Here is a 26,612-nt window from a genome sequence, read left to right as displayed (position 1 = left end):
GTCAGCCACCACCGCCTCCGCTTCCGGCGCAGCCGCCTCGCCGGCCCCGTCGGCCCCGTCCGACGCCTCGGGCCCGATATCCGGCGCCGGTACCGGCTCCCCCGTCGCGCTCACCTCGCGCGCCCCGCACGTGCCGGCCGACCGTCTGGTCGCCGAGATGGTGCCGCCCCCGCGCTTCGGCACGGTGCGCTTCGACAACTACATACCGGCGCCCGACCAGCCCAGCCAGGCCGAGGCCGTCCAGGTCCTCGGCGGCTTCGCGGCCGGCCTCGGCGCCCCCGCCGGCGGCGGAGCGCGCAAGCGCTGGTTCCGGCGCGAGGCGAAGCCGGCCGCCCCGGCAGGCCCGCGCGGCGTCTACCTCGACGGCGGCTACGGCGTCGGCAAGACCCACCTGCTGGCCTCCCTGTGGCACGCCACCCCGGCCGCTCCGGAGCAGAAGGCCTTCGGCACCTTCGTGGAGCTGACCAACCTCGTCGGCGCCCTGGGCTTCCAGCAGACCGTCCGCACCCTCAGCGACCACCGCCTGCTGTGCATCGACGAGTTCGAGCTCGACGACCCCGGTGACACCGTCCTGGTCTCCACCCTGCTGGGCAAGCTGGTGGAGGCGGGCGTCGCGCTCGCCGCGACCTCCAACACGCTCCCTGGCAAGCTCGGCGAGGGCCGGTTCGCCGCCGCCGACTTCCTGCGCGAGATACAGGGGCTGTCGGCCCACTTCCGCCCCCTGCGCATCGACGGCGAGGACTACCGCCACCGCGGCCTGCCGCAGGCGCCCGCTCCGTACGACGATGACACCGTCACCCGTACGGCTGAAGCGACCGAGGGCGCGTCGCTCGACGCCTTCCCCGCGCTGCTGGACCACCTCTCCAAGGTCCACCCCAGCCGCTACGGCGCGATGTGCGACTCCCTGCAGGCCGTGTGCCTGACCGGCGTCGCGCCGGTGCCCGACCAGTCCACGGCCCTGCGCCTGGTCGTCCTGGCCGACCGGCTCTACGACCGCGAGATACCGGTGCTCGCCTCCGGGCGGCCCTTCGACGAGCTGTTCAGCGAGGAGATGCTGAACGGCGGCTACCGCAAGAAGTACTTCCGGGCGATATCGCGCCTCACCGCGCTCGCCCGCGACGCGAAGCAGCTGGTCGAGCCCCGCGTCTGACGTGCCCGCGTCTGACGGGCCCCGCGCCTGACGGGGCGGGCACCCGGTGGCGCGCGAGCGGGGCCGGGCGCCCGGCGGCGCGCAAGCGGAGCCGCCCGCCCGGCCCGCTCCACAAGCGGTGAGCCCGCCCCTCGCGCGCCTTCGCGCCAGCGCCTACGGCCCCCTGCCCAACGCGCCTGCGAGCCGCCGCGGCGGGGCTGCCGTGCAGCGGCCCGGAGAGGGAGGGTGTGTTCGGGCCCGGCACCGGGCCCTCCGCCACCGGCAGGAGCACACCATGGCCATCATCGTCACCTTCGACGTCCCCGACGGGGGCCGGGACCTCTACGAAGCCGTCGTCAGCCGCGTGACCAACGGGCAGGGCTTCACCCGCCTCGCCGACATCCCCGCCGCCGGGCTCATCGCCCACCTCGCCGGCCCCCTGGAGGGCGGGGGATGGCGGGTGACCGACGTCTGGGAGTCGCCCGAGGCGCTGGAGGCCTGGGCCAAGACCCTCGGCCCCGTCCTCGCCGACCTCGGCTTCGCCGACCTGCAGCCCACCGTCACCCCGGCGCACAACGTCGTCATCGCCTGACGGCCGGCGGGCGCGAGGGCCCGTGCACAGGGCATGCGGTGCGGCATACAGTGCCGTGGTGATCCCCATCCCCCGTCGCCGGCCGGTCCGTCACGCCCTCGCGCCCGCACTTACGCCCGCACTCGCCGCGCTGCTCTGCCTGCCCCTCGCCGCGTGCGGCGGCGGCAGCCCCGGTACGGCCGAGCGGTCCAAGAGCCCGGCGCCCTCGCAGGTTTCGGCCGCCGCACCGCAGTCACCGCCGCCCTCCGCGCGGCCGTCGGCCGCGCCCACGCTCCCTCCGGGCCCCGGCGGCACCACCCCCGTCTTCTCCCACGGCAGGCGCGACGGCGCCAAGCGCGTCGCGCTCACCTTCGACGCCGATATGACGGCCGATCAGGACAAGCGCGCCGCACGCGGGGAGCGGTTCGACAACCCGCAGCTGATCACCACGCTGCGGCGGCTGAAGGTGCCCGCGACCGTCTTCATGACCGGCAAGTGGGCGGAGCAGTACCCCGACCAGGCCAAGTCCATCGGCGGCGACGCCCTCTTCGAGGTGGCCGACCACTCCTACACCCACCACGCCTTCTCCACCCCCTGCTACGGCCTGCCCGCCGTCGCGCGCGGGACCGCGCGCGAGGACGTGGAGCGCGCCTTCGCGGCCTTCCGGAAGGCCGGGGTGGAGCACGTCGTGCCGTACTTCCGCTTCCCCGGGGGCTGTTACGACGAGGCGGTCCTGCGCGAGATCGCACCGGCGAAGGTGACGGCCGTGCAGTGGGACGTGATCAGCGGGGACGCCTTCGCCAAGAAGGCCGGACCCGTCGCGGACCAGGTGCTGGCGCAGGTGAAGCCCGGCTCCGTCGTGGTGATGCACTGCACGCACAGCGCGGCGCCGGTCACCGAGGAGGCGATCCGGCGCATCGTGCCGGAGCTGCGGGCCCGCGGCTACGAGCTCGTCCGCGTCTCGGACCTCATCGCCGGAGGCTGACGGCGCCGGCGCAGCGCCCGGCGCGGCGTCAGCCCGAGCACGACGTGCGCTGGGCCTCCTGCCACTCGCAGACGGGACACAGCGTGATGCCGGGGCGGTCGGCGGGGTACTCGGTGGGCTTCGCGCACTGCACGCAGTCCGCGAAGGCCTCGTCGTCGTGGTCGTTCATGCCCCCATCGTCCCCGATCGGCTCCCATCGGCCCCCATGGGCGGAGCTCACGTGCGCCGGGAGGCGAGCGCGCAGGCCACCGCGACGGCCCCGGCCGCCAAGGCGCCCGCCGCGGCGAGCGGAAGCCACGGGATGCTCACCACACCGGTGCGGGAGCCCGTGACCAGGCCGGTCACGACGGCGTTCGCGGGCGACGCCCCGGCGAACAGCACCACGAACGCGGCGAGCAGCGTGGACGGCACCGCCCACGCCGTACTGCGCAGCAGCGGGCGGTTGCACAGCGCCCCGACCGCGGTCCCCAGCAGCGCGCAGACCGCCGCGGCCGCCAGCCCCGCGGCGGCGGCGGACCCCACGGGGACGGCCGCCCGCCGGCCGGTGGAGTGCGGGTCGCCGACCGCCGCGACGACGGCGACGCCGACCGCGGCCAGCAGCAGCGCGGCGCCCAGGGCGACGCCGACCGCGGCGAGGTGGACCCGCCAGGGCCCGGCCGCGGCGGCGCTGCAGTCCCGGGCCGCGGAGGGCTCGTTGGTCACGCAGACCCGGACCAGCCACGCCGTCACGGGCAGCAGCGTGGCCGCCGCCCAGCCGGCGCAGTCGAGGATCGGCTGCCCGCCCTGCACCCCGACGGCCATGGAGGCGCCGTACAGGAGCAGCGGCGGCAGCCAGCGGTGGGAGCGCAGGAGAAGGGCGGCCTGGTAGCGGAGCAGGGCGGTCACGGGTGCGATGCCTCCGATACGGCGTCGGGGTCTGCGGCCTCGGCCGGTGTCAAGGAGCGGATGTGCCACGGCGGGTGGGCGGTGAGGAGGGCACGGAGCAGGGCGTCGGAGTGCGGCGCGGCGACGGTGAGCCGGACGGCGCCGTCCCCGGCAGGCTCCGCCTCAGGGGTGCCCGGGAGGTCCGGGGGGAGGACGGCGCCGGGTGGGGGTTCGGCGACGATGACCGACGGACGAGCGCGTTCAGCGCGACGCGGGGGTCCGGGGGCTTGCCCCCGGTTACGGGAAGGGGCGGGTAGGGGAAGGACACCCCCGCCCTCCACCCGCAGCACCGCATCCGCCTCCCCCGCCAACCGCCCCGGATCGTGGTCCACGAAAACCACCCGCGCCCCGGCCGCCACCCGCGCCCTGACCTCGTCGTCGAGGAGCGCCCGCGACCGGCGCTCCAGCCCCGTCCACGCCTCGTCCAGAACGAGCAGCCCGGGCGTGCCCATGAGCCCCTGGGCGACGGCGACCTTCTGGCTGGTGCCCTTGGACAGCTCGGACAGCGGCGTACCGGCGTACGCCGCGGCGCCGAACCGCTCCAGCCACTCCAGCGCACCGCGCGAGGCGGCCGCGCGGCTCAGGCCGTGGATGCGGCCGAGCCGCGTGAGGTACGCGCCCGCGGTCATCGGCAGCGCGGCGGGGAAGCGTTCGGGGACGTACGCGGTACGGGGACGCCCGGTGATGCGCCCGGTGCTGGGAGCGTCGATGCCCGCGAGCAGGCGCAGCAGCGTGGACTTGCCGCTGCCGTTGGCGCCCTCGACCCGCAGCAGGCTGCCCTCGGGAATGTCGAGGCCGACGTCGCGCAGTATCCACGGGCCGCCCAGTCCGTAGCGGCGGCCCACCCCCGTGAGTCTCATCCGCTCACATTAAGGGGCGCTGCCGGGCGGCTGGCAGACTGGGGGCCGTGACCAGCCCTGACGCACCCCAGTTCGTCCTGCCCCTCGTCGTACGGATCGAGAAGGACGCTCCGCCCGCCCGCACCGACGCCCTGGAGACCGCTGCGCGCGCCGTGCTGACGCTGCTGTCGGACGAGCGGGCCGGCACCGGAAGCGACGGCGAGGACGGCGCGTGGGCGCAGGCCGTACGGGACTGGCAGGATTCCCGGATCCGCAAGGTGGTGCGCCGGGCGCGCGGCGCGGAGTGGCGCAAGGCGTCGGCGCTGCCGGGCATCACGGTGACCGGTGAGCGGGCGGAGGTGCGGGTCTTCCCGCCGGTCCCCCTGGACGGCTGGCCCAAGGAGCTGGTGAAGCTGCAGGTGTCGGGCACGGACCTGGACGACCCCGGGCCGCAGGCGGAGCCGGACCCCGCGCTGCCGGTGCTGTGGATGAGCCCGGAGCTGGAGATGTCCGCGGGCAAGGCGATGGCGCAGGCGGGGCACGGCGCCCAGCTGGCGTGGTGGGGCCTGGACGACGCCGCCCGCGCCGCCTGGCGCGCGGCCGGCTTCGCGCTGTCGGTGCGCACGGCGGACCCGGCCCGCTGGCGGGAACTGGCGGGGAGCGGGCTGCCGGTGGTGCGGGACGCGGGGTTCACGGAGATCGCGCCGGGCTCGTACACCGTGGTCGCGGACCACCCCGCGCTGCGTTGCGGAAGCGCCCAGAGGGGCTGACGGGACTCACAGGGAGACCTGTGATACTGGCGGAGAACATCTGTTTTGGCGCCAGGGGGTAAGAAGTTGTCGAAAAGGACCGCGCGCGGCGCGACGGCTCTCGTCACCGCGGGCGCCGTCGTCGCGCTCGCGCTAGGCCTGACCGCCTGCGATGCCGACGAGAAGAAGGACGCCGCCAAGGGCTCCGCCTCCGCCTCCTCCCCCGGCGCCGCGCAGAGCCCGGGGGACGACGAGGCGGGCGGCGGCAAGAAGCCCGAGGAGAAGTGGGACGGCAAGGTCAAGGTGCTCGGGGACGGATCGACGTCCTACGTCGGCCCGCAGCCGAAGCAGCCCAAGCCGGAGAAGCTGAAGCCGGGCGAGAAGCCGCCGCAGTTCGTGGTCTTCTCCTGGGACGGCGCGCTGGAGGGCGACGACCACCAGTTCTCGCACTTCCGCCAGGTCGCCAAGGACAACAACGCCCAGATGACCTTCTTCCTCACCAGCATGTACCTGCTGCCGAAGTCGAAGGCGTCGCTGTACAAGCCGCCGCAGCACAAGCCGGGCGACGCGGCGATATCCTTCGCGACCGATCCGCACATCAAGGACACCCTGGAGCAGCTGCGCGGCGCGTGGCTGGACGGCAACGAGATCGGTACGCACTTCAACGGCCACTTCTGCGGGCCCAAGGGCGGCGGCGACTGGAGCGTCGCCGAGTGGAAGAGCGAGATCGAGCAGTCGTACTCCTTCGTCGAGAACTGGAAGACGAACACCGGCCTGAAGAGCGTCCCGCCGCTGCCCTTCGACTTCAAGAAGGAGCTGGCGGGCGGCCGCGCCCCGTGTCTGGAGGGGCAGAAGAACATGCTGGCGGCGGCCCAGTCGTTCGGGTGGCGGTACGACGCGAGCTCGCCGGGCGACTTCCAGATCTGGCCGTCCAGGATCAATGACATGTGGAACTTCCCGCTGCAGCTGCTGCCGTACCCCAAGAGCGAGAAGCAGGTCCTGTCGATGGACTTCAACTTCCTCTACAACCAGTCCGGCGACAACACCAAGGGCGACCCGGCCAAGTACGCGGAGTGGCGCAAGCTCACCCGGGACGGCTACCTCAACGGCTTCGAGCGCGTCTACAACGGGAGCCGGGCGCCGATGTTCGTGGGCAACCACTTCGAGGACTGGAACGGCGGCATCTATATGAAGGCCGTCGAGGACGTCGTGAAGGCGGTCTGCAAGCGGGACGGGGTGCGCTGCGTGTCCTTCAAGCAGCTCGCCGACTGGCTGGACGCCCAGGACCCCAAGGTCCTGGCGAAGTTCCGCGGCCTGGACCCGGCGCAGTCGCCGGACTGGTCGACGCTGGTCAAGTAGGGCGACACCGGTCGGAAAGAGCGCGGAGGGCGCCGGGCAGAAGCCCGGCGCCCTCTCCGCTTTCAGCGCTGCCGCGTCAGCGCTGCCGCATCAGCGCTGCCGCATCAGTGCTGCTGCATCAGTGCTGCTGCGCCCCCGCCATGTACTTCGTCCAGATGTCGATGGGGAAGGTGCTGCCGGTGGTGTCCTTCGCCGCGCCGCCGAGGCCGTCCAGCGGGAGCAGCTCCTGCGTCTTGGGGTCGATGCGGGAGAGCGACACGGCGGTCGACAGCTTGCCGCGGTAGCCGGCGAACCACGCGGACTTGTTGCCCTGCCCCGTGCCGTTCTTGCCGGCCGCGTCGGCACCGGCCGCCTTGGCGGTGGTCGCGCTGCCGCGCCGGACCGCGTCCCGCAGGGCGTCGTCCACGGCGGTGGCCACGGACTGCGGCAGGACCCGTTCGGCCTTCGGCTTCTCGACGGGCACCTCGTTGCCGTTGCGGCTCAGCCGGTCGACGGAGAACGGCTCGCTGTGCAGCCCCTTGGCCGCGAAGGTGCCGTAGGCGCCGGCCATGCGGATGGCGCTGGGGGTCGCGGTGCCCAGGGAGAAGGCCGGCAGCTTCGTGCCGAGGCTGCTCTCCAGCAGGCCGGCGTCGACGGCGGCCTTGCCCACGCGGTCCAGGCCCACGTCCATGCCGAGCTGCATCACGGGGGTGTTCACGGACTGCGCCACCGCCTCCTTCAGCGTGACCTTCCCCCAGGACTTCCCGCCGTCGTTGACGGCCTTGACGATCTTTCCGGAGCGGTCCCAGTACGGGCCCTCGGGGGTGCGCAGGCTGACCTTGTTGTCGCCGTCGTAGACCGTGGACGGGGAGACGGGGGTACGGGGCTTGCCGCGCTCCAGCTGGACGCCGTCGCGCAGGGCCGCCGCGTAGACGAACGGGGCGAAGGCCGTGCCCGCCGGGACGACGGAGGAGTTCGCGTCGTTGAAGCCCTGCTGGAGGTAGCCGGGGCCGCCGTAGAGGGCGGTGATGCGGCCGTCGGTGGTGACCGACGCCGCCCCGATGCGCACGTCCTTGTCGGACTCGCGCTTGCCGGGGTCGAGCCGGCCCTTCACCTCGTCCGCGGCCTTCGTCAGGGCCGTCATGGACGGCTTCTCGAAGGTCGTGCGGATCTGGTAGCCGCCGAGGTCGAAGTCCTTCTCGGTGACGGGGGTGTGGGCGCTCACGTAGGCCCGCGCCGTCTCCACGAGGTAGCCGGTCTGGCCGGTCAGGCCGGCCGGCCTGGGCGGTGCCTTCGGCTCGGGGAAGGTGGTGTAGCCGGCCCGCTCCTCCTTCGACAGCTTGCCGGTGGCGACCATCCGGTCCAGGATCCAGCCCCAGCGCTCGACCGCCCGCTCGTGGTTCTTCTTGCCGAGCGCCGGGTCGTACAGGCCCGCGCCCTTGAGCAGCGAGGCGAGGAAGGCGCCCTCGCTCGCGTTGAGCTGGGAGACGTCCTTGCCGTAGTAGGCGTGGGCGGCGCGCTGGATGCCGTAGGTGCCGCGCCCGAACCAGCTCGTGTTGAGGTAGCCCTCCAGGATCTCGTCCTTGCTCATCCGGTTGTCGAGCTTGATCGCGATGAACATCTCGGTGAGCTTGCGGGTGAAGGTCTGCTCCTGGTTGAGGTAGGCGTTCTTGACGTACTGCTGGGTGATCGTCGAGCCGCCCTGGGTGCTGCCGCCGGTCACCATCCGGGAGACGGCGCGGACCATGCCGCTCGGGGAGATCCCGCTGTCGGAGTAGAAGGTCTCGTTCTCGGCCGCGAGTGCGGCCCAGCGCACCTTCTCCGGGACCTTGTCCAGATCGGTGTCCTGCCGGTTGACCTCGCCGGTGCGGGCCATCTCGGTGCCGTCGGCCCAGTAGTAGACGTTGTCCTGCTGGGTGGCGAAGGCGTTGAGGTCGGCGGGTATGTCCGTGCGCGCGTACATGATCGCCACGAGCGCGGCGACGGTGCCTATGACGGTGGAGAAGAGTCCGAGCACCTGGCGCCACGACGGGATCCAGCGCCGGAAGCCCTGCCGGCCCGGGCGCGGGTAGACGGGGCGCAGCCTGCGCAGCGCTGCCGCACCACGCAGTGCTCCCGCACCGCGCAGCCCGCGCTTCCGGGGGGCCGCGCGTCTGCGGCGGCCCGGGCCGGCGGAACGGCCGGCCGGAGCGGATGGTTTCCGGGCATGCGCGGCGTGCGTCCCTTTTCGTCGTTCGAACACCGCTCGACCCTATGATGTCCGCTCCCATAGCGTAATGTTTTACTTCAATGTAAAAGCAGAAGATCCCGGGTCATACCCGTTGAAAGAAGCAGAAGGAACGCCGCAACGCCATGGAAACAGCCACACCCACCGTCGCGGTGCGCCATCCCCGACGCCGGGCGAACGGGGCGCTGGAGGGGGAGGTGCTCGCCGCCCTGCAGCGGGCGGAGGGGCCGCTGACGCCGCGCGAGGTGCAGGCCCGGCTGTCCGGTGAGCTCACCTACAGCACGGTGGTGACGATCCTGTCGCGGCTGCACGGCAAGGAGGTCCTCACCCGGACCCCGCGCGGGCGCGCGTACGCGTACGCCCCGGTCACGGACGAGGCGGGCCTCGCCGCGCGCCGCATGTGCCGCATCCTCGACGGCCTCCCGGACCGCGAGGTGGTCCTGGCCCGCTTCGTGGCGGAGCTCCCCCTGGCGGACAGCCTCCTCCTGAGAGCCCTCCTGACAGACGGCACCCTCCCGGCCCCGAGGTAGGGCTGCGCCCGGCGAACCGGGGCTCTCGCGTCGCCCTCTTGCCGCAGGCAAGAAGAACCCGCTTGGCACCCGGCCCCACCCCTCCTGCCGCAGGCAAGAAAACCCGCCGCAACGGCGAGCAACCACAACGACGCATCCCGGCGGTGCCGCACCCGCCTCAGGCCCGCCCGGCACCGCCGGACTCCACTACGGGGGTTGCGCGCCGTTGCGGCGGAAGGTTGTCGCGAGGGCGACGGAGGCCTGAGGCGCCCGGCGGCCCGGCGGATCCCGCACCGGCAGGGCCCCGGGGGCGTCAGCCCCGGCGGCGCGACCGGCGGTGCCACAGGACCGTCACAGCACCCCCGCACATCGCCGTGCCGCCCGCCGCCAAGGCGACCGGCAGCCTCAGGCCGGCCGCGGGCGCCCCCGGCGCGGCGCCTTCGGCGATCTTCGTCCGTACGGGGGCGACCGCCCCGATGCGCCCGACCGACCGCACGGAACCGTCGGCGCCGAGCAGCACCCGCTTCCCGTTCGGGTGCGCGAAGTCGAACATGTTCAGCAGCGAACCCGCCCGGGTGTCGAAGGACGAGCCGCCGACGGGGCCGGTGTCCCAGTTCCACTCGATGAACCGGAGCACCGACGTCTGCTCGGTCGGCGTGTGGTCGACCACGTTGACCTTGCTGTAGGGCGAGATCACCAGCAGAGGCTGCCGCGGCCCGGGCCCGCACCGCCCCGCGTGCCCGCCGGCCGCGGCGGGCCCGGCCCGGCAGGCGGGGCCGTCCAGCGGCCGGCCGTGCGGCCCCTTGCCCCCGAGGCGGGAGCCGTTGCGCGGCACGGCGTAGGCGTGGTCGTACCAGCCGTCGGAGTCGTCGTAGGCGATGACGACCGCCGTGCTCCCCCACTGCGGCGCGCTCTGGATCTTGTTGATCCACTCCACGAGGAAGCGCTGCTCGTCGGCGGGCCCGGAGTACCCCGCGTGCCCGTCCTGCGCGGCGGGGGCCTTGAGGAAGCTCACGGCGGGCAGCCGCCCGGCGCGCAGCGCGGCGTCGAAGTCGGTGAGGTCGTACTGGTGGTTCGCCCGCCCGTCGTGGCCGATCTCGGCGACGGAGCGCGGCGGGAGGTGGTGCGGGTTGGCGGTCGACCGGTAGTATTGGAACGGCTCGTGGTGCGGGCTGTAGTCGATCACGCGCGTGCCCCCGGCGTTGGCGTGCGTCCGCCCGGAGCAGCGCGCGTGGTTCCCGGACTCCCCGTCCCAGGGAGTGCTCGGGCGGAATCCGCCCTGGAACCAGCCCCATGAGACACCCTCCTCGCCGAGCACGTCCCCGATGTTCCGGCCGGTCATGGCGGCGAGCGCGCCGCGCCCCGTCCGGTCCCGGTTGGAGCAGTCGTCGTACGCCGGGTCGGGGTCGGTGAGGATCGTGCCCACGCCGTCGGCGTCCGGCGCCGCCACGACGCGCGGGTCCGGCTTCGCGGTCCGCTGCGGGCGCTCCGTGCCGGAGGCGGGGTCGGTGGAGACCACGCCGTGGGTCTGGCCGGAGACGAGGTTGATCGCGCCGGGGGTGGACGGCCCGTACGTGGTGCTGAACGAGCGGTCGTTCAGGGCGTAGTGCTGGGCGTAGTTCCACAGGGCGGTGACGGTGTTCCCGTCGTAGTAGTCCATGACGAGTCCGGGCTCGCCGAAGAGCCGCCCCGAGCACTTCCCGGAGTCGGTGTTCTGCACGAACTTGTCGGCCTTGCCGCCGTCGGCCGCGTACTGCTCCGGGCCGTAGGAGTGGTTCTGGTCGCAGGTCAGGACCTGCCGGGAGGACAGCCGGCGCGGCGGGTACTGGTTGGGGTTGCGCTGCAGCAACCCGGCCGTGCGCAGGTTGTCGATGCGGGCGGGCGCCCCGCGCGAGGCCTCGAAGCGGGTGCCGTCGGTGTTCGCGGCCCGCGGGTAGGTGGCGAAGTAGTGGTCGAAGGAGACGTTCTCGTCGAAGACGACGACGAGGTGCTCGACGGGCGAGGCGGTGTCGCCCCAGTCGCCGGGGAACGGCAGCGCGGCCGCGGGCGGGACGACGGCCGCGGCGACGACGGCGAAGGCGGCGGCGAGGCACGCGCCTCTTCTCGTACGGGTACGGGTACGGGTACGGATAGAGGTGCGGCTACGGATAGAGGTGCGGCTGCGGGTACGGGTCACGTGCTTCCTCCCGTTCGGCCCGTCCCGGTCAGCAGGGCGCGTCCGTACCAGTCCGCGCGGTCCCGCACGCCCGGGAAGGCGAAGAAGTATCCGCCCCCGAAGGGGGTGACGTAGTCGGTCAGCGGCTCTCCGGCGAGTCGTTTCTGCACGGCCGTGAACTGGCGCACCGGGTCGCGCTGGTAGCAGCAGAAGAGCAGGCCCTGGTCGAGGGTGCCGTTGCCGTCGACACCGCGGTCGTAGTTGTACGAGCGCCGCAGCAGCCGGTGCGCCTCGCTGCCGGGGGTGCGCGGGTGGGCCAGGCGGATGTGGCTGTCCAGGGGGATCGCCTCGCCCTCGGGGTCGTGGGCGTACCGCGGCGGGTCGCTCTCGCGGGCGCCGTCGAGGGGGGCGCCGGTGTCGCGGTTGCGGCCGATGACGCGCTCCTGTTCGGAGAGCGGGATGCGGTCCCAGAACTCGGTGAGCATGCGGATGAGCCGGACGACCTGGTAGCTGCCGCCCGCGGCCCAGCGCGGCTCGCCGGAGTCCGTGCCGGTCCACACGAGGCGGTCCATGAGGCGGGCGTCGCGGGGGTCGGGGCCGGAGGTGCCGTCCTTGAAGCCGAAGAGGTTGCGGGGCGTGCCGGAGGGGCGCGGCGGGGCGGTGTGGCCGTCGAGCCGCCAGCGGATCTGCATGCCGCCGCGGGTGTGGCGGGTGAGGTCGCGCAGGGCGTGCAGCACCGTGTCGGGGCTGTCGGCGCACAGCTGGAGGGCGAGGTCGCCGTGGCACCAGGCGGGGTCGAGGTCGTCGTCGGGGAAGACGGGCATGGTGCGCAGCAGGCGCGGGGCGTGGTCCGCGAGGCCGTAGCGGCCGTCGAAGAGCGAGGCGCCGGCCGAGAGGGTGACGCCGAGTCCGCCGTCGGCCGGGACGTACGGGCCGAGGATGCCGGAGTCGGGGGGCGGCGCGGTGATGCCGGTGGGGGCGGGGGTGCCGCCGGTGGTCAGGAAGCGGGCGCGGTCGGTGAGGGTGCGCAGCAGGTCGGCGAGCTCGCGGCGGCCGGCGGCGGTGACGTCGAAGGCGGTGAAGGCCGTGGCGCGGGCGGGCGGGGCGAGGATCGTGGCCTGGTGGGGGCCGTGGAAACGGGGGCCGTCGGCGGGGGCGGGCGCGGGAGCAGGGGCGGGGGCGGGGGCGGCGAGCGCGGTCACGGCGCCTGCCGCCAGTGCGCCCCGCAGGAGGCCGCGCCGGAGGACGGGCCTCACGGCGTCCTCCGTGCGTCGCAGAGCGCGGCGACGGACGCGAGCCGCTCCGTGAGATCGCCGACGGCGGCGTCGATACGCGCCCGCTGCGCGCGGTCCAGGCGGCCGAGCGGCGTCCACGTCCCGCGGTAGGCGTGGGCGTGGGCGTCGAGGGCCCGGGCCGCGCGGTCCAGGCGGCGGTCGAGGGCCGGCAGGCCGGGGTAACGGGTGCGCAGGAGGGGGCGGAGAGGGCGGAGGACGGCGCGCGTGGCGTCGAGGTGGGCGCGGGCGGTGGCGAGGCTGCTCCCGCTGCCGTAGTCGGTGCGGCCGGTCAGTTCGGCCCGCAGGGTGTCCTCCAGGATCTCGTGCGCGCGCCGCCCGAGGTCGGCCGGGTCCATCCGGGTACGGGCCCAGCCGGCGCGCAGGGCGCGGACGTCGCGGGCGAGCCGGTCGGCGGCGCGGCGCAGCCCCGGGGCGCGCTCGCGGTGCCACAGGCCGTGCTCGACGCGGTGGAAGCCCGTGAAGCCCGGGTCGCGCACGCCGCGGGGCAGGCCCGCGGCGGTGCGGTCGAGGGCGTCGCCCGCGTCGCCGAAGGCCCCGTAGGCGGCGCCGAGGCGCGCGTAGGCCAGGTGGGCGGTGAGCCAGCGGGAGCGGGCGGCGGCGCGGTCGCCGGTGCGGACGGCCGCGCGCAGGGCGTCGGTGGCGGCTACGAGGCGGGTCATGCTGCGGCCCGCCCACCGCTGGTACGCCAGGGCGGGCGGGATGAGGTCGTGCACGGACACCGGCACGGCGGCGGGGCCGCTGCGGGTGCGGCGGGGGTCGCCGGGGACGCGGACGGCGGGACCGGTGACGGGGTCGGTGTCCTCGCCCAGGCATACGAAGGCGTACGTCCCGGCGCCGAGCCGCACCGGGAGCGTCCGCGCGGCGCCGGGCGCCAGCCCCTCGGCCTCGCCGAGGACGGCACCGGTGCGGGTGTCGGTGAGCCGGACTTCGGCCGCGGTGCCGGAGGTGTTGTGCAGGGTGAACGTCTGCGTGCCGGGCCGGGGGTGGCGCCAGCCGTGCCCGCAGCGGCCGGGGGACGCGTCGACGCGGTCGTCGCCGGCGGCGGGCGTACGGGGCGCGGCCCCGCACCCGGCGAGGACGACGACGGCGGCGCCGCCGGCCACCGCCGTGCCGGTGACGCGCCACCGCGGCGGCCGTCTGCCGGCGAGGGCGCTGTCAGTCACCGGCGGGCCGTCCGCCACCGCGGGAACCGGCCGCCCGGCCGGCGTCTTCCCTGTCACGACGGGAACCGGCCGCCCGGAACGGAAGAACACTCGGCCACACCCTTCCTTCGCCGCAACGGCTGGGGGAGCAACCACCGGCAACCTGCCCGGCGATGCCGGGCCGGCCCGATGCCACGCCGGTGCGGCACCGCCGAAGTCGCGGCGGCCCCGGTTGCCCGGGCGCGCGTCCCGGACGCACCGGTCCGCGCCGAAGTCGAACGCGGTCGAGTTACGGGGCGGCAGCCGTGCGTGCCCTTGCCCGGCACAGGGGTTCCCTGCAGGGGGAACCCGCATCCCCGAGCGTCCGCCGGGCGCGGCGCACCGCACCGCAGCCTCCCCGCGGTCCTCGACCGCATGATCAAGGCTACGCAGCAACCGGCCGCCCGGTCGGGAAATACGCCCGCACTTCACCCATCTGACGGCACGTCACGCTTACGCCGCACAACGCAACGCAACGCAACGCAACGCAACACCACACGACACAACACGCCCGACGACCCGTCACGCCCAGAGCCACACCCGCCGGTTGCGCGCCACGGTGTGGATGCGCCGCGAGCGGTCCGGGTGCAGCACCCCGCCCAGCGCACCCAGCCCCGGCACCTCCCCCTCCCCCAGCACCCGGACGTCGTCGAGCTCCGGCGCGACCTCCACGCTCCGCGCGCCGACGAACACCAGCACCGGCTGCACCTGCACGAGGAAGCCGCAGCCGCGGGAGAGGACGAGGGACGCCCGCGCGGCGTCGTGCCGCGTCTCGCGGACGTACGGGCAGGACTGCCGCTCCCGGTCGGTGCGCACCTGCGACTCGCCGACGCGGACACGGGCCCGCCGCCCGGGCTTGGAGGCGATGCCGAAGACGCCTCCGGGACCGATGAGCAGGTGGGCGATGATCGCGTCCCCCGGCAGGACGATGGAGTGCACCACGTCCCAGCCGCCGCCCCCGGCGAGCCCTTCGAGCGCCGCGCCGACGCACTGTTCGGCGGCCAGCGCCCGGCGCCAGGCGTCCTCCACGGGCCGCCGGCCGAGCAGGCGGGCGAGCACGAGCCGGGCCCGGCCGGAGGCTCCCGCCGCGCCGCAGCCGTCGAGCCGGGCGCGGAGCGTCTCGCCGGGGCGGTTGGGGGCGAGGTCGTCGTCGGGCGGCAGGAACAGCCGCTCGGGATCGTACGTCTTGCCGTTCGCGCTCCTCTTGCCGTCCGGCCGCTCCCGCACGCGCACCACCCCCACCCGCCATACTGCCGCAGAAGCGAGGGAACCAACCCGATCGTCCGGCCGTTGACACGGACAGAGGCCCCGCGACATCCCCCCGATCGCGGGGCCTCGTCCATGCCTCGCCCCGCGCTCGCACTTCCCTCCCCCTTCGGCCGCATTCCGGCGACACCGGCCGCCGGTGCTTTACTTCGCCGAACCCCGGACCAAATATCCCTTTTGTCAGATTAACGCCGGGAAGGGATGGTCAGTGAGAGCAGTCGCGTTGTACGGAGCCCTCGGGTCCCTGGTCCTCACCACACTCATCACCGCCCCGGCCGATGCCCTCGCCCCGGGGCACACGCCGGGCGGCTACGCCGAAGCCCTGGGCGCGGAGAAGGCCGCCCAGCAGGCCGCCGCGGCAGGCATCCGCTTCGGGGCGTGCCCCGCGGCCGAGGGCCTGCCCGCCCCCTTCGAGTGCGGCACCGTGTCCGTGCCGCTGGACTACGCCCACCCCCACGGCAAGCACATCACCCTCACCGTCAGCCGCGGCCGCGCCACCGGCCCGGCGCACGAGCGGCAGGGCGCGCTCGTCTACAACCCCGGCGGCCCGGGCGGCTCCGGCATGTTCTTCCCGCTGCTCGCCGCCGTCCCGCAGTGGAAGAACCTGGCGAAGGCCTACGACTTCGTCGGCTACGCACCCCGCGGTGTCGGCCGCTCCGCCCCGCTGTCCTGCGTGAACCCCGCGACCTTCGCGAAGCCCCCCACCGACGCCCCCCAGCACCCCTCGGCCGCGTACAAGCACAAGAAGATCGCCGAGGCCAAGGCCTACGCCCAGGGCTGCGCCCGCAAGGCCGGCGCCGACCTGCCGCACTTCAACAGCCTCAACAACGCCCGCGACCTGGACGTGCTCCGCGCCGCGCTCGGCGAACGGCGGCTGACGTTCATGGGTGCGTCCTACGGCACCTACTTCGGCGCGCTCTACGCCACCCTCTTCCCCGGGCACGTGCGCCGCATGGTCTTCGACAGCGTGGTCGACCCCAGCCCCAGGAAGATCTGGTACGGCAGCAACCTGGACCAGTCCCTGGCCTTCGAGACCCGCTGGTCCGACTGGCGGCGCTGGGTGGCCCGGCACGACAAGGTCTACCACCTGGGGCACACCCCGGGGCAGGTGCTGGCCTCCTACGACCGCGCGCGCCGGCAGCTGGCGCGCCGCCCCGCAGGCAAGGTCGGCCCCGGGGAGCTGCAGGGCGCGCTCCTCCAGGTCGGCTACACCGACACCTTCTGGGCGCGCGCCGCGAACGCCCTGTCGGCGTACCTGCGCGGGGACGCCAGGCCGCTGCGCGTCATCGCGGAGCCGGACGCCTCGGGCGCGGTGGCGAGCGAGAACGCCAACGCCGTCTACACCACCGTGGAGTGCAACGACGCGCGCTGGCCGCGCTCCTGGCGCGTGTGGGACCGCGACAACACGCGGCTGGCGGAACGGGCCCCGTTCGAGACCTGGCAGAACGCCTGGATGAACCTGCCGTGCGCGTTCTGGAAGACGTACTCGCAGCGGCCGATCGACGTCCGGGTGAAGCACGGCGCGCTGCCGCCCACGCTGCTGCTGGCGTCGGAGCGGGACGCGGCCACCCCGTATCCGGGAGCGCTGGAGCTGCGGCGCCGACTGCCGGGCTCGGCGCTGGTGACCGAGCGGGGCGCGGGCACGCACGGCATCGGGGGCGGCCCCAACCTCTGCGTCAACCGCTACCTGGACGCGTACCTGCTGACGGGCGCGGTCCCGGCGCGGGGCGCGGAGTGCGCTCCGCGCCGGGAACCCGCGGCGACGTCGGGCAAGGGCCTGACGCCGTCACCGTCACCCAAAAGCTGAAAGCCGAAAGCCCAAAGCCGGAAGGTGAAAGGTGAAATCCGGAGGCTGAAAGCCGGGCCCGGCCGTCAGGCCAGCCCGGCCACCAGCTCCGCGACGGCCTTGCGGCGACCCGTGTAGAACGGCACCTCCTCGCGCACGTGCATCCGTGCCTCGGACGCGCGGAGGTGCCGCATCAGGTCCACGATGCGGTACAGGTCGTTCGCCTCGAAGGCGAGGATCCACTCGTAGTCGCCCAGCGAGAAGGACGCGACCGTGTTGGCGCGCACGTCCGGGTAGCCGCGGGCCATCTTGCCGTGGTCCGCGAGCATGCGGCGGCGGTCCTCGTCGGGCAGCAGGTACCAGTCGTACGAGCGCACGAAGGGGTAGACGCTGACGTAGTCGCGCGGCGTCTCGTCGGCGAGGAACGCCGGGATGTGCGACTTGTTGAACTCGGCGGGGCGGTGCAGCGCCATGTTCGACCACACCGGCTCCAGCGCACGGCCGAGGCGGGTGCGGCGGAAGAGGCTGTAGGCGTCCTGGAGGGCGTCCGAGGTCTCGGAGTGCCACCAGATCATGACGTCGGCGTCGGCGCGCAGGCCCGAGAGGTCGTACGTGCCGCGCACGGTGACGTCCTTCTCGGCGAGCTGGGCGAACAGCTCCTCGACCTCGTCGGCCCAGCCGGCGCGGTCCTGCGGCAGGACGTCGCGGAGCTTGAACACCGACCAGAGGGTGTAGCGGATGACCTCGTTGAGGTCCTTGGCCTTCTTGCCGGCGTTCGGGATCTTCTGCGCGTCAGTCATGGTCCCTATTCTCCCTTGTCGTCCCCCGCGCCCTCGGCCAGGGTCGCCAGTAGCCCGTCGGCCGCGCGGTGGGCGCTCGCGATGCAGGCCGGGATGCCCACGCCGTCGTAGATCGCGCCGCAGACCTCCAGGCCGGGCAGGCGGGCGACGTGCTCGCGGATGCGCGCCACGCGCGCGAGGTGGCCGACCGGGTACTGCGGCAGCCCGTCGTCCCAGCGGGTGACCCGGGTCTCCACCGGGGCGGCCGCGAGGCCCACGGCGTCGCCGAGGTCCTTCAGCGACATCGCCACGAGCTCGGCGTCCGGGCGCATGAGGTCGTCCTCGTCGCCGTACCGCCCGATGGAGGTGCGCAGGACGAACAGGTCCGGGTCCGCGTCGGCGTTCCAGCGCCACTTGTTGCTGGAGAAGGTCGACGCCTTGATCTTGCGGCCGTCGACGGGCGGGACGAGGAAGCCGCTGCCGCTGAGCAGCCCCTCGACGTCGGAGCGGCGGAAGGCCATGGTGACCAGCGCCATGGAGGCGTACTCGACGCCGGCGAGGGCGTCGACGGCGGCGCCGGCCCCGGCGGCGCGGCAGGCGCGGGCGAGGATACGGGCCGCGTGGTGCGCGGGCGTGGCGACGACGACGGCGTCCGCGGGCAGCGTCTCGTCCTCCAGCTCGACCAGCCAGCCGCCGTCAGCAGTGCGGGCGATCCCGGTCACCGGCGCGTGGGTGCGGATCTCGCCGCCCGCGGCCCGCACCGCGTCCGCGACGGCGAGCGGCAGCCGCCCGATGCCGCCCTCGATGCCCATGAAGACCGGCCCGGTCTGCTGCCGGGCGGCGGCGCGCTCCTGCAGCTCCCGTACGCCCTCGCCGAGCGAGCGGTGGGTGCGGGCGGCCTCGAAGAGCGGCGGTACGGCCGCCCGCATCGAGATGCGGTAGGCGTCGCCCGCGTAGACGCCGCCGAGGAGCGGCTCGACGAGGCGGTCGACGACCTCGCGGCCCATGCGCTCGGCGATGTACGCGCCGATGGCGACGTCCTCGCCGGGGTCGGTGTGCGGCAGCTCGGCGTCGCGGGCGACGCGGGCGAGGCCGTCGGCGGAGAGGATGCCGGCGGCGGCCAGCGGGGCGAGGTCGCCGGGGACGCCCATGGTGTGCCCGGTGGGCAGGGGGCGCAGCTCGCCGCGGGTCCACAGCATCGCGGTGGCGGCGGGCGGCCGCAGGTGGTCGCCGAGGCCGGCGGCGCGGGCGAGCTCCACGGCCTCGGGGCGGCGGGCCAGCATCGATTCGGCGCCGAGGTCCACGGGCACGCCCGCGATCTCGCCCGCGTGCAGCTTGCCGCCGACGCGGCCCTCGCTCTCCAGCAGCGTGACGCGGACGCCCGCCCGCGCCAGCCGCAGGGCCGCCGCCAGCCCCGAGATCCCCCCGCCGATGACGGCCGCGTGCCGCCGGGAACGGTCCGCCGAAATGTCCGCTGCGCTCATGGGACCACTCTCTCAAACACCCCTGCCCGGACCGGTGGCCGGGCCGCGCAAGAGGCTCCCGTCCGAACGGTCGGGCGGTTACCCATTGACAGCGGACGGCCGCAGCCCGAAGACTCGACTGCGGCCGACCATGAACACCAGTTCACAGGGCGGACCCCGGTGGTGGGGCGCCGCGGGAGGAGCAGCCATGAACGACCGCATCCGGGACGTGTACGTCGTGGACGCCGTGCGCACCCCGGTCGGCAAGTACGGCGGCACCCTCGCCTCCGTCCGGCCCGACGACCTCGCGGCGCACGTCGTGCGCTCCGTCGTCGGCCGCAGCCCCGCCCTCGACCCCGCCCTGATCGACGACGTCGTCTTCGGCAACGCCAACGGCGCGGGCGAGGAGAACCGCAACGTGGCCCGGATGGCCGTCCTGCTGTCCGGCCTCCCGGTGACCGTGCCGGGCCTGACCGTCAACCGGCTGTGCGCCTCGGGCCTGGAGGCCGTCGTCCACGCCTACCGCGCGATCGCGCTCGGCGACGCCTCGGTCGTGGTGGCGGGCGGCGTCGAGTCCATGACGCGCGCGCCCTACGTCCTGCCGAAGCCGGAGCGGGCCTTCCCCTCGGCCCACCAGGAGATGTACTCGACCACGCTGGGCTGGCGGATGACCAACCCCGCCATGCCCGAGCGGTGGACGACGTCGCTGGGCGAGGGCGCCGAGCTGATCGCCGACAAGTACGGCATCACCCGCGAGCAGCAGGACGCCTACGCGCTCGCCAGCCACCGCAAGGCGGCGCAGGCGTGGGCGGAGGGCGCCTACGCGGACGAGGTCGTCCCGGTGCCGGGCGTGGAGCTCCCGCGCGACGAGACCATCCGCGACAACACCTCCATGGAGGCCCTCGCCCGCCTCAAGCCGGCCTTCCGCAAGGACGGGGGCACGGTCACGGCAGGCAACGCCTCGCCGCTCAACGACGGCGCGGCGGCGGTGCTGCTGTGCGACGAGGAGGGGCTGCGGCGAACGGGCCGCGAGCCGCTCGCGCGCGTACGGGCCTCGACGGTCACCGCGACCGAGCCGGAGCTCTACGGGCTCGGGCCGGTGGAGGCCGTGCGCCGGGCCCTCGCCAAGGCCGGGCGCTCGCTGGCGGACGTGACATATTTCGAGCTCAACGAAGCCTATGCGGCCCAGGTCCTGGGATGCTTCGCGGAGTGGCCGGACCTCGACCCCGGGATCGTCAACCCCCGCGGCGGCGCGATCGCCATCGGCCACCCGCTCGGATGTTCCGGCGCGCGCCTCGCGGGGGCGGTGGCCCACCGGCTCGCCGCGGCGGGCTCGGGCACGGGGCTGGCCGCGCTGTGCATCGGCGTGGGGCAGGGGCAGGCGCTGGTCCTCGAACGCTGAGGCCGCCCGCCCGGAGAGGCCCGTACGCCGGGGCCCGCACGGCGCTCGCTCTCCGGGGAGGTTGCCCGTCATGCGTACCACCGTAGGAATCATCGGAGCCGGCCCCGCCGGCCTGCTGCTCGCCCGGCTGCTGCACCGGGCCGGAGTGGACTGCGTCGTCCTGGAGGCCCGCGACCGGGCGTACGTGGAGCGGCGGCAGCGCGCCGGGATGCTGGAGCAGGGCTCGGCGGACGTCCTGCGGGAGTGCGGCGCGGGCGACCGGCTGGACCGCGAGGGACTGGTCCACCGCGGCTTCGAGCTGCGCTTCGAAGGGGAGGCGCACCGGGTGGACCTGCCCTCCATGACCGGCGGGCGGACGGTGACGCTCTATCCGCAGACCGAGGTCGTCAAGGACCTGATAGCCCTTCAGCTGGAGGGCGGGCCGCCGCTGCTGTTCGGCGCGCGGGTCGTGGCCGTGGAGAAGGCCGACGGGGAACAGCCGCTGGTCCGCTTCGTCACGGGCGGCCCCGGCGGGCAGGAGCGGACGCTGGAGTGCGAGTACGTGGCGGGCTGCGACGGCTCGTACGGGGCCTCCCGGCGCGCCCTGCCGCCGGGCGCGGTCCGGATACACGTGCGGACGTACCCCTACTCCTGGCTCGGCATCCTCGCGGACGTCGCGCCCTCCAGCGACGAACTGCTGCTCGCCGGCCACGAGCGGGGCTTCGCGCTGCACAGCATGCGCACCCCCGCCCTCTCCCGGCTCTATCTCCAGGTGCCCAACGACACCTCCCCGGACGACTGGCCGGACGAGCGCATCTGGGACGAGCTCGACATCCGGCTGGCCGCCGGGAGCTGGCGGCTGCAGCGCGGCCCCGTCCTCACCAAGTCGGTGAGCGGCCTGCGCAGCCTGGTCATCGAGCCCATGCGCCACGGACGGCTGCTGCTCGCCGGGGACGCGGCGCACATCGTGCCGCCGAGCGCGGCCAAGGGGCTCAACCTGGCCTTCGGGGACGTCGTCACCATGGCCCGGGCGTTCACCCACTGGCACCGCAGCGGCTCGACCTCCCTCATCGACCGCTATTCGGACAACTGTCTGCGCCGGGTGTGGCAGGCCCAGTACTTCTCGCACGAGATGACGACGCTGCTGCACGCCGCGCCGGGCGCCGACGCCTACGACCGCGCCATGCAGCTCACCCGGCTGCGCCGGGTCACCGGCCCCACGGCGGCCGCGGCGGAACTGGCCGAGAACTATGCGGGCGCGCCGCTGATCTGACCCGGCGGCGGGCCGGTCGGGATCACCACGGGCGGCACGGGGTAGATCGGCCCCATGGCCCTTTCTGAACCTGCACAGGAACGGATACGCCCTACGGACCCCGACGACAGCGCCTTCGCGACCGCTCTGCGCGCCGCCGCCCTCCGCGTCCCTCTCAGGCCGGCCGTTCGCGTGCCCGTGCCGCTGCCGCCGGCGTCCCGGACCGTCGAGCTGACGGGCCCCGTCTTCGGGGCGGCCGACGTCGGTCCCCTCGACGGCGATCTCACCCGGCAGCACCGGGGCGAGCCGATCGGTGAGCGCATCGTCGTCGGCGGGCGGGTCACGGACCGCCGCGGGCGGCCGGTGCGCGGCCAGCTCGTGGAGGTGTGGCAGGCCAACGCCGCGGGCCGCTACGCCCACCCGCTCGACCGCCACCCCGCCCCGCTCGACCCCAACTTCACCGGCGCGGGCCGCTGCCTGACCGACGACGACGGCCGCTACCGCTTCGTCACCGTCCGGCCCGGCGCCTATCCGCTGGGCGATCCGGGCGACCACTGGCGCGCCTCCCACCTGCACTTCTCCCTCTTCGGCACGGCGTTCACCCAGCGCCTGGTGACCCAGATGTACTTCCCCGGGGACCCTCTCCTGCCGGCCGACATCATCTGGCACACCGTCAGCGAGACGGCCGCGCGGGCCCGGCTGGTCTCCGTCTTCGACCCGGCGCTGGGCGAGCCCGGCCGGTCGCTCGGCTACCGCTGGGACATCGTGCTGGACGGCCCGTCCGCCACCTGGGCCGAGGAGGGCCGCTGATGCTGCCCCCGACCCCCTCCCAGACCGTCGGCCCCTACTACGGCACCGCGCTGCCCTTCCCCGGCGGCGGCGACCTCGCTCCCCCGGGACACCCGAAGACCGTGACCGTCCACGGCCACGTCTACGACGGCGAGGGCACGCCCGTGCCCGACGCCCTGCTGGAGTTCTGGCAGGCGGCGCCGGACGGCTCGCTCGCCGGGGCGCCGGGCAGCCTGCGCCGCGACGGGAGGGCGTTCACCGGCTTCGCCCGCGTGCCCACCTGCCGGGACGGGCACTACGTGCTGCACACGCTGCTGCCGGGCGGCGCGCCGTACCTGGCCCTGTGCGTCCTCGCGCGCGGGCTCGACCACCACCTCTTCACGCGGGTGTACGTCGCCGAGCCGCCCGGGGACCTTCTGCTGGCCGCGCTGCCGGCGCAGCGGCGCGCCACGCTGCTGGCGAGGCCGGAGCCCGGGCAGCGGAACTCGTACCGCTTCGATGTCAAGCTGCAGGGGGAAGACGAGACGGTCTTCCTGAGCTGGCATCAGCAGCACGGGAACGACGAAGACGGAAACAGCGAAGGCTGAACGGAAACAGCGAAGGCTGAGAGGAGCCGGACATGGCCGCGCAGCGACTCGTGGTCGTCGGAGGCGACGCGGCGGGCATGTCCGCCGCGTCCCGGGCGCGCAGGCTCCGGGGGCCCGGCGAGCTGGAGATCACCGCGTTCGAGCGCGGCCGGTTCACGTCCTACTCCGCGTGCGGCATCCCGTACTGGGCCGGCGGCGTGGTCGACGGCCCGGACGCGCTGATCGCCCGTACCCCGGAGGAGCACCGCGACCGCGGCATCGACGTGCGGATGCGCACCGAGGTGACCGCGCTCGATCTGCAGGGACGGCGCGTGCTGGCCCACGACCTGGATTCGGGTGAGGAGCGCTGGCACGGCTTCGACCACCTGGTCCTCGCGACCGGCGCCCGGCCGGTCCGGCCTCCCCTGGAGGGCATCGACGCGCCGGGCGTGCACGGGGTGCAGACCCTGGACGACGGCCGGGCGCTCGTCGACGCGCTGGACGGCGGCGCGGCGGGCCGCCGGGCGGTCGTGGTCGGCGCCGGGTACATCGGCGTCGAGATGGCGGAGGCGCTCGTCCGGCGGGGCTACGCGGTGACCGTCGTCGAGCGCTCCGCGCAGCCGATGGCGACCCTCGACCCCGACATGGGCGAGCTCGTGCGCGACGCCATGACCGGGATGGGCATCGAGGTGGTGACGGACACCGAGGTGACCGCCGTACGGACCGGCCCGGACGGCAGGGTCCGCGCCGTCGCCACCGCCGACCGCGAGTACCCCGCCGACGTGGTCGTCCTCGGGCTCGGCGTGCGCCCCGAGACGACGCTGGCCCGCGCGGCGGGCCTGCCGCTGGGCGCCTCGGGCGGGCTGCTCACCGACCGGTCCATGCGGGTGCGCGGGCACGAGAACGTCTGGGCCGGCGGCGACTGCACAGAGGTCCTCGACCTCGTCTCCGGCCGCACCCGGCACATCGCCCTCGGCACCCACGCCAACAAGCACGGCCAGGTCATCGGCACCAACGTGGCCGGCGGCCACGCCACGTTCCCCGGCGTCGTCGGCACGGCCGTCAGCAAGGTCTGCGATCTGGAGATCGCCCGCACCGGCCTGCTGGAGGCCCAGGCGCGCGAGGAGGGCCTGCGCTACGTGAGCGCCACCGTCGAGTCGACGAGCCGCGCCGGCTACTACCCCGGCGCCCGCCCCATGACGGTCAAAATGCTCGCCGAACACGGCACGGGCCGCCTCCTGGGCGTCCAGATCGTGGGCCGCGAGGGCGCCGCGAAGAGAGTGGACGTGGCGGCGGTGGCCCTCACCGCCGGCATGACGGTCGATCAGATGACGTCCCTGGACCTGGGCTACGCCCCGCCGTTCTCACCGGTGTGGGATCCGGTTCTGGTGGCGGCGCGCAGGGCGGCGGCGGAGGTGGCCGCCGCGAGCTGATCGCGCTCGGGGAGCTCAGGAGCCCAGGAACCTCCGGGGGCTCAGGAACCTCCGGGGGCTCGGACAGCGGCTTCCCGGTCCCCGATGAGCGCTGCCAGCAAGGACACATACTGGCTCCCCGTGTCGACGGAGTCGCCCAGCGATGATCTTCGGCGTTGACGCGGGCCGGTCCGGTCGGTGTAATGAGGGCGTGGCGCGTGGCGCCGGCCAAAGAGAAGTGGGCCGGCCGGCGACCGGGCGACCACCCGTCTTCGAGGGTCACCTCATGAATTCACGCTTCGCAGGCCGAGCCTGACGCAGGCGCGCTTCGCTCGCGCTCATCTCGGCGCCCCGTGCGCCCTTTTCCTCCGCTCAGCGCGGATTCCCCTCGTCAGGTCTTCCCGCGGCCGGTTGCCGCCAGGCCGGTTGCCGCCGCGGTCCTGCATTTCCCGGAGAGCCCACCCGTATGTCTCACGCGTCTTCTTTCCACCAGTCCGTCATCGACGAGTTCCGGGCCAACGGCGGAAAGGTCGGCGGCCCCTTCGAGGGCGGCGATCTGCTGCTGCTCACCACGACCGGCGCCAGGTCCGGCGTGGAGCGCACCACGCCGCTCGGCTACGTGCGCCACGACGGCCTGCTCATGGTCGTCGGATCCAACCTCGGCGCCCCGCGGCACCCCGACTGGTACCACAACCTGCTGGCCCGCCCCGTCGTCCGGGTGGAGATCGGCACCGAGCGGTACGAGGCGATCGCGGTGCCCGCCGAAGGGGAGCGCCGCGACCGGCTCTTCGCGCACGTGGTGAGCGCGGCGCCCGGGTACGGCGCGTACCAGGAGAACACCACGCGCGTCCTGCCGGTCGTGGTCCTGGAGCGCCCCGAACCCGAGGCCGCGGCAGGCGGCCCCGCACCGGTGCGGACCCTCGCCGACAAGCTTCTGGAGGTGCACGTCCGGCTCCGCTCGCAGCTGCAGCACGTACGCGACGAGACCGACGCCCACTTCGCCGCACGGGCGGCGCACCAGGGGCCGGGCGAGCCGCCGGCCCCGGGGCTCGGACTGCAGATCCGCCAGCACTGCCTGGCGTTCTGTCAGTCGCTGGAGTTCCACCACGTCAGCGAGGACCGGCACATGTTCCCGGCGATGGAGGCCCACCACCCCCACCTCCGCGACGCCTTCGCACGGCTGCGCGACGAGCACCGCACGGTCGCCCGCATCCAGCAGGAGCTGAGCGGCCTCCTGGCCGGCGTCGCCGGTGCCGACCCCGAGCGGTTCCGGGCGGAGCTGGAGCGGATGGCGAAGGAGCTGACGGCGCACCTCGACTACGAGGAGGAGACGCTCCTGCCGCTCCTGGCCGGGATCCCCTTCCCGCCGGTCGCGTAGCCCCGCCGGTCGCGTTGCCCGCCGGCCCGTAGCGCAGCCCGGGAGGGCGCGCGTTCAGCAGCCGGTGAGGTTGCCTTCCAGGTGTGACAGGAGCCGGGACAGCTCCTTGCGGTCGTCCTCCGTGAGGCCGGCGAGGGTGCGGTCCTCCAGCTCCTGCCACACCTGCTCCACCTCCTTGCGCAGGGCCTCGCCCGCCGGCGTGGTCTCCACCAGGACGGCCCGGCGGTCGCCGGGACAGGGAGACCGGGTGACCAGGCCGGCCTGCTCCAGCCGCTGGACCATGCGGGTCACGGTCGAGGGGTCGAGACCCAGCAGCTTGATCAGCTCGGACTGGCGCTGCGGACCGGCTGCCCACAGCCGCATCATCAGCAGCTCCTGCCCCGCGTAGAGCCCGAGCTTCCGCAGCAGGTTCCCGGCGGTGATGCGGTGGGCCCGGGCGACGCGGGCGATGGCGTGGCTGACCTGGCCGCCGCCCGCGGGGCACAGCTGCAGGTCGTCGGCGGTGTCGGGACAGCTCGGCGGGGTGGGGCCGGACATGTGCGGGGCTCCTTCGCGTGGGGGAGGCGGGACTGCGGGCGCTGGGAGATCCTCCCACCGCCATTATGTTGGCCAGCCAAGTAATGCGCTACAGTGACGTC

24 protein-coding genes are annotated in these 26,612 nt (G+C 74.3%); 13 read left to right on the top strand and 11 right to left on the bottom strand.

The genetic code is table 11. The features are described 5' to 3' along the window. Positions 1 to 76: 76 nt before the first annotated feature. The 3 genes from zapE (at position 77) to IE241_RS01260 (ending at position 2,685) form a co-directional block, all read left to right on the top strand. Complete coding sequence (gene zapE, locus IE241_RS01270) at positions 77 to 1,150, top strand: cell division protein ZapE (RefSeq protein WP_229898776.1); 1,074 nt, start codon at positions 77 to 79, stop codon at positions 1,148 to 1,150. Between the two features lie 274 nt (positions 1,151 to 1,424). Beyond that, positions 1,425 to 1,721: an antibiotic biosynthesis monooxygenase family protein gene (locus IE241_RS01265; protein WP_190019668.1), complete on the top strand. Its 297-nt coding sequence runs from the start codon at positions 1,425 to 1,427 to the stop codon at positions 1,719 to 1,721. Between the two features lie 67 nt (positions 1,722 to 1,788). Further along, a complete protein-coding gene (locus tag IE241_RS01260) occupies positions 1,789 to 2,685 on the top strand; it encodes a polysaccharide deacetylase family protein (protein ID WP_190020389.1) in 897 nt (298 codons plus the stop codon). A 28-nt stretch (positions 2,686 to 2,713) separates the two neighbouring features. Here IE241_RS01260 and IE241_RS01255 read toward each other — a convergent pair whose 3' ends face one another. Genes IE241_RS01255 through IE241_RS01245 form a run of 3 tightly spaced genes read right to left on the bottom strand, consistent with a single transcriptional unit; the run spans position 2,714 to position 4,469 of the window. Continuing rightward, positions 2,714 to 2,854, bottom strand: coding sequence for a hypothetical protein (locus IE241_RS01255; RefSeq protein ID WP_190019667.1), 141 nt, complete (start codon positions 2,852 to 2,854; stop codon positions 2,714 to 2,716). A gap of 47 nt (positions 2,855 to 2,901) precedes the next feature. Next, the gene (locus tag IE241_RS01250; RefSeq protein ID WP_190019666.1) at positions 2,902 to 3,570 is read right to left on the bottom strand and encodes an ABC transporter; all 669 of its coding nucleotides are present in this window, start codon (positions 3,568 to 3,570) and stop codon (positions 2,902 to 2,904) included. Continuing rightward, positions 3,567 to 4,469, bottom strand: coding sequence for an ATP-binding cassette domain-containing protein (locus IE241_RS01245; protein WP_190019665.1), 903 nt, complete (start codon positions 4,467 to 4,469; stop codon positions 3,567 to 3,569). The genes IE241_RS01250 and IE241_RS01245 overlap by 4 nt, the downstream gene beginning before the upstream one ends. 47 nt (positions 4,470 to 4,516) lie before the next feature. On the opposite strand from IE241_RS01245, the gene IE241_RS01240 reads away from it, so the two are divergent. After that, positions 4,517 to 5,218, top strand: coding sequence for a peptidyl-tRNA hydrolase (locus IE241_RS01240; RefSeq protein WP_229898667.1), 702 nt, complete (start codon positions 4,517 to 4,519; stop codon positions 5,216 to 5,218). A gap of 66 nt (positions 5,219 to 5,284) precedes the next feature. Continuing rightward, positions 5,285 to 6,556: a polysaccharide deacetylase family protein gene (locus tag IE241_RS01235; protein WP_190019664.1), complete on the top strand. Its 1,272-nt coding sequence runs from the start codon at positions 5,285 to 5,287 to the stop codon at positions 6,554 to 6,556. Positions 6,557 to 6,674: 118 nt separating this feature from the next. Here the strand turns inward: IE241_RS01235 and IE241_RS01230 are convergent, their stop codons facing one another. Next, positions 6,675 to 8,777 carry a transglycosylase domain-containing protein gene (locus IE241_RS01230; RefSeq protein WP_229898666.1) on the bottom strand — a complete coding sequence of 701 codons (2,103 nt, stop codon included), beginning with the start codon at positions 8,775 to 8,777 and terminating at the stop codon, positions 6,675 to 6,677. A 110-nt stretch (positions 8,778 to 8,887) separates the two neighbouring features. Here IE241_RS01230 and IE241_RS01225 point away from each other — a divergent pair, with 110 nt between their 5' ends. Continuing rightward, positions 8,888 to 9,292, top strand: a complete 405-nt coding sequence (locus tag IE241_RS01225) for a BlaI/MecI/CopY family transcriptional regulator (RefSeq protein ID WP_190019663.1) — start codon at positions 8,888 to 8,890, stop codon at positions 9,290 to 9,292. A gap of 292 nt (positions 9,293 to 9,584) precedes the next feature. On the opposite strand, the gene IE241_RS01220 is transcribed toward IE241_RS01225, so the two are convergent. The 4 genes from IE241_RS01220 to IE241_RS01210 form a co-directional block, all read right to left on the bottom strand. Next, positions 9,585 to 11,402 (bottom strand): phospholipase C, encoded by a 1,818-nt coding sequence (locus IE241_RS01220; protein WP_190020386.1) that lies wholly within the window; start codon positions 11,400 to 11,402, stop codon positions 9,585 to 9,587. A gap of 41 nt (positions 11,403 to 11,443) precedes the next feature. After that, positions 11,444 to 12,682, bottom strand: coding sequence for an iron uptake transporter deferrochelatase/peroxidase subunit (efeB, locus tag IE241_RS33940; protein WP_229898665.1), 1,239 nt, complete (start codon positions 12,680 to 12,682; stop codon positions 11,444 to 11,446). Continuing rightward, positions 12,679 to 13,884: an EfeM/EfeO family lipoprotein gene (locus IE241_RS33935; protein WP_229898664.1), complete on the bottom strand. Its 1,206-nt coding sequence runs from the start codon at positions 13,882 to 13,884 to the stop codon at positions 12,679 to 12,681. The genes efeB and IE241_RS33935 overlap by 4 nt, the downstream gene beginning before the upstream one ends. Positions 13,885 to 14,424: 540 nt before the next feature. Further along, positions 14,425 to 15,129 carry an NERD domain-containing protein gene (locus IE241_RS01210; protein WP_190019662.1) on the bottom strand — a complete coding sequence of 235 codons (705 nt, stop codon included), beginning with the start codon at positions 15,127 to 15,129 and terminating at the stop codon, positions 14,425 to 14,427. 247 nt (positions 15,130 to 15,376) lie between these two features. Here IE241_RS01210 and IE241_RS01205 point away from each other — a divergent pair, with 247 nt between their 5' ends. Then, positions 15,377 to 16,975, top strand: a complete 1,599-nt coding sequence (locus tag IE241_RS01205) for an alpha/beta hydrolase (protein WP_190019661.1) — start codon at positions 15,377 to 15,379, stop codon at positions 16,973 to 16,975. 65 nt (positions 16,976 to 17,040) lie between these two features. On the opposite strand, the gene hemQ is transcribed toward IE241_RS01205, so the two are convergent. Next, positions 17,041 to 17,754, bottom strand: a complete 714-nt coding sequence (gene hemQ / locus IE241_RS01200; RefSeq protein WP_190019660.1) for a hydrogen peroxide-dependent heme synthase — start codon at positions 17,752 to 17,754, stop codon at positions 17,041 to 17,043. 5 nt (positions 17,755 to 17,759) lie between these two features. Further along, a complete protein-coding gene (hemG, locus tag IE241_RS01195) occupies positions 17,760 to 19,217 on the bottom strand; it encodes a protoporphyrinogen oxidase (protein WP_190019659.1) in 1,458 nt (485 codons plus the stop codon). Between the two features lie 187 nt (positions 19,218 to 19,404). On the opposite strand from hemG, the gene IE241_RS01190 reads away from it, so the two are divergent. The 6 genes from IE241_RS01190 to IE241_RS01165 all read left to right on the top strand — a co-directional run bounded on the left by IE241_RS01190 (position 19,405) and on the right by IE241_RS01165 (position 25,974). Beyond that, the gene (locus tag IE241_RS01190) at positions 19,405 to 20,598 is read left to right on the top strand and encodes a thiolase family protein (RefSeq protein WP_190019658.1); all 1,194 of its coding nucleotides are present in this window, start codon (positions 19,405 to 19,407) and stop codon (positions 20,596 to 20,598) included. A 70-nt stretch (positions 20,599 to 20,668) separates the two neighbouring features. Continuing rightward, positions 20,669 to 21,850: a 4-hydroxybenzoate 3-monooxygenase gene (locus IE241_RS01185; protein WP_190019657.1), complete on the top strand. Its 1,182-nt coding sequence runs from the start codon at positions 20,669 to 20,671 to the stop codon at positions 21,848 to 21,850. Positions 21,851 to 21,904: 54 nt separating this feature from the next. Further along, positions 21,905 to 22,639 carry a protocatechuate 3,4-dioxygenase subunit beta gene (gene pcaH / locus IE241_RS01180; RefSeq protein WP_190019656.1) on the top strand — a complete coding sequence of 245 codons (735 nt, stop codon included), beginning with the start codon at positions 21,905 to 21,907 and terminating at the stop codon, positions 22,637 to 22,639. Further along, positions 22,639 to 23,205: a protocatechuate 3,4-dioxygenase subunit alpha gene (gene pcaG / locus IE241_RS01175; protein WP_190019655.1), complete on the top strand. Its 567-nt coding sequence runs from the start codon at positions 22,639 to 22,641 to the stop codon at positions 23,203 to 23,205. The genes pcaH and pcaG overlap by 1 nt, the downstream gene beginning before the upstream one ends. A 32-nt stretch (positions 23,206 to 23,237) precedes the next feature. Further along, positions 23,238 to 24,617: an FAD-dependent oxidoreductase gene (locus tag IE241_RS01170; RefSeq protein WP_190019654.1), complete on the top strand. Its 1,380-nt coding sequence runs from the start codon at positions 23,238 to 23,240 to the stop codon at positions 24,615 to 24,617. A 445-nt stretch (positions 24,618 to 25,062) separates the two neighbouring features. Next, positions 25,063 to 25,974 carry a nitroreductase/quinone reductase family protein gene (locus IE241_RS01165; protein ID WP_190019653.1) on the top strand — a complete coding sequence of 304 codons (912 nt, stop codon included), beginning with the start codon at positions 25,063 to 25,065 and terminating at the stop codon, positions 25,972 to 25,974. 54 nt (positions 25,975 to 26,028) lie between these two features. Here IE241_RS01165 and IE241_RS01160 read toward each other — a convergent pair whose 3' ends face one another. Beyond that, complete coding sequence (locus IE241_RS01160) at positions 26,029 to 26,511, bottom strand: MarR family winged helix-turn-helix transcriptional regulator (protein WP_190019652.1); 483 nt, start codon at positions 26,509 to 26,511, stop codon at positions 26,029 to 26,031. Between the last annotated feature and the right edge of the window lie 101 nt (positions 26,512 to 26,612).

The organism is Streptomyces hiroshimensis, from assembly GCF_014650335.1.
Classification (GTDB): Bacteria; Actinomycetota; Actinomycetes; order Streptomycetales; family Streptomycetaceae; genus Streptomyces; species Streptomyces hiroshimensis.
This window is presented reverse-complemented; position numbering and strand designations above follow the sequence as displayed.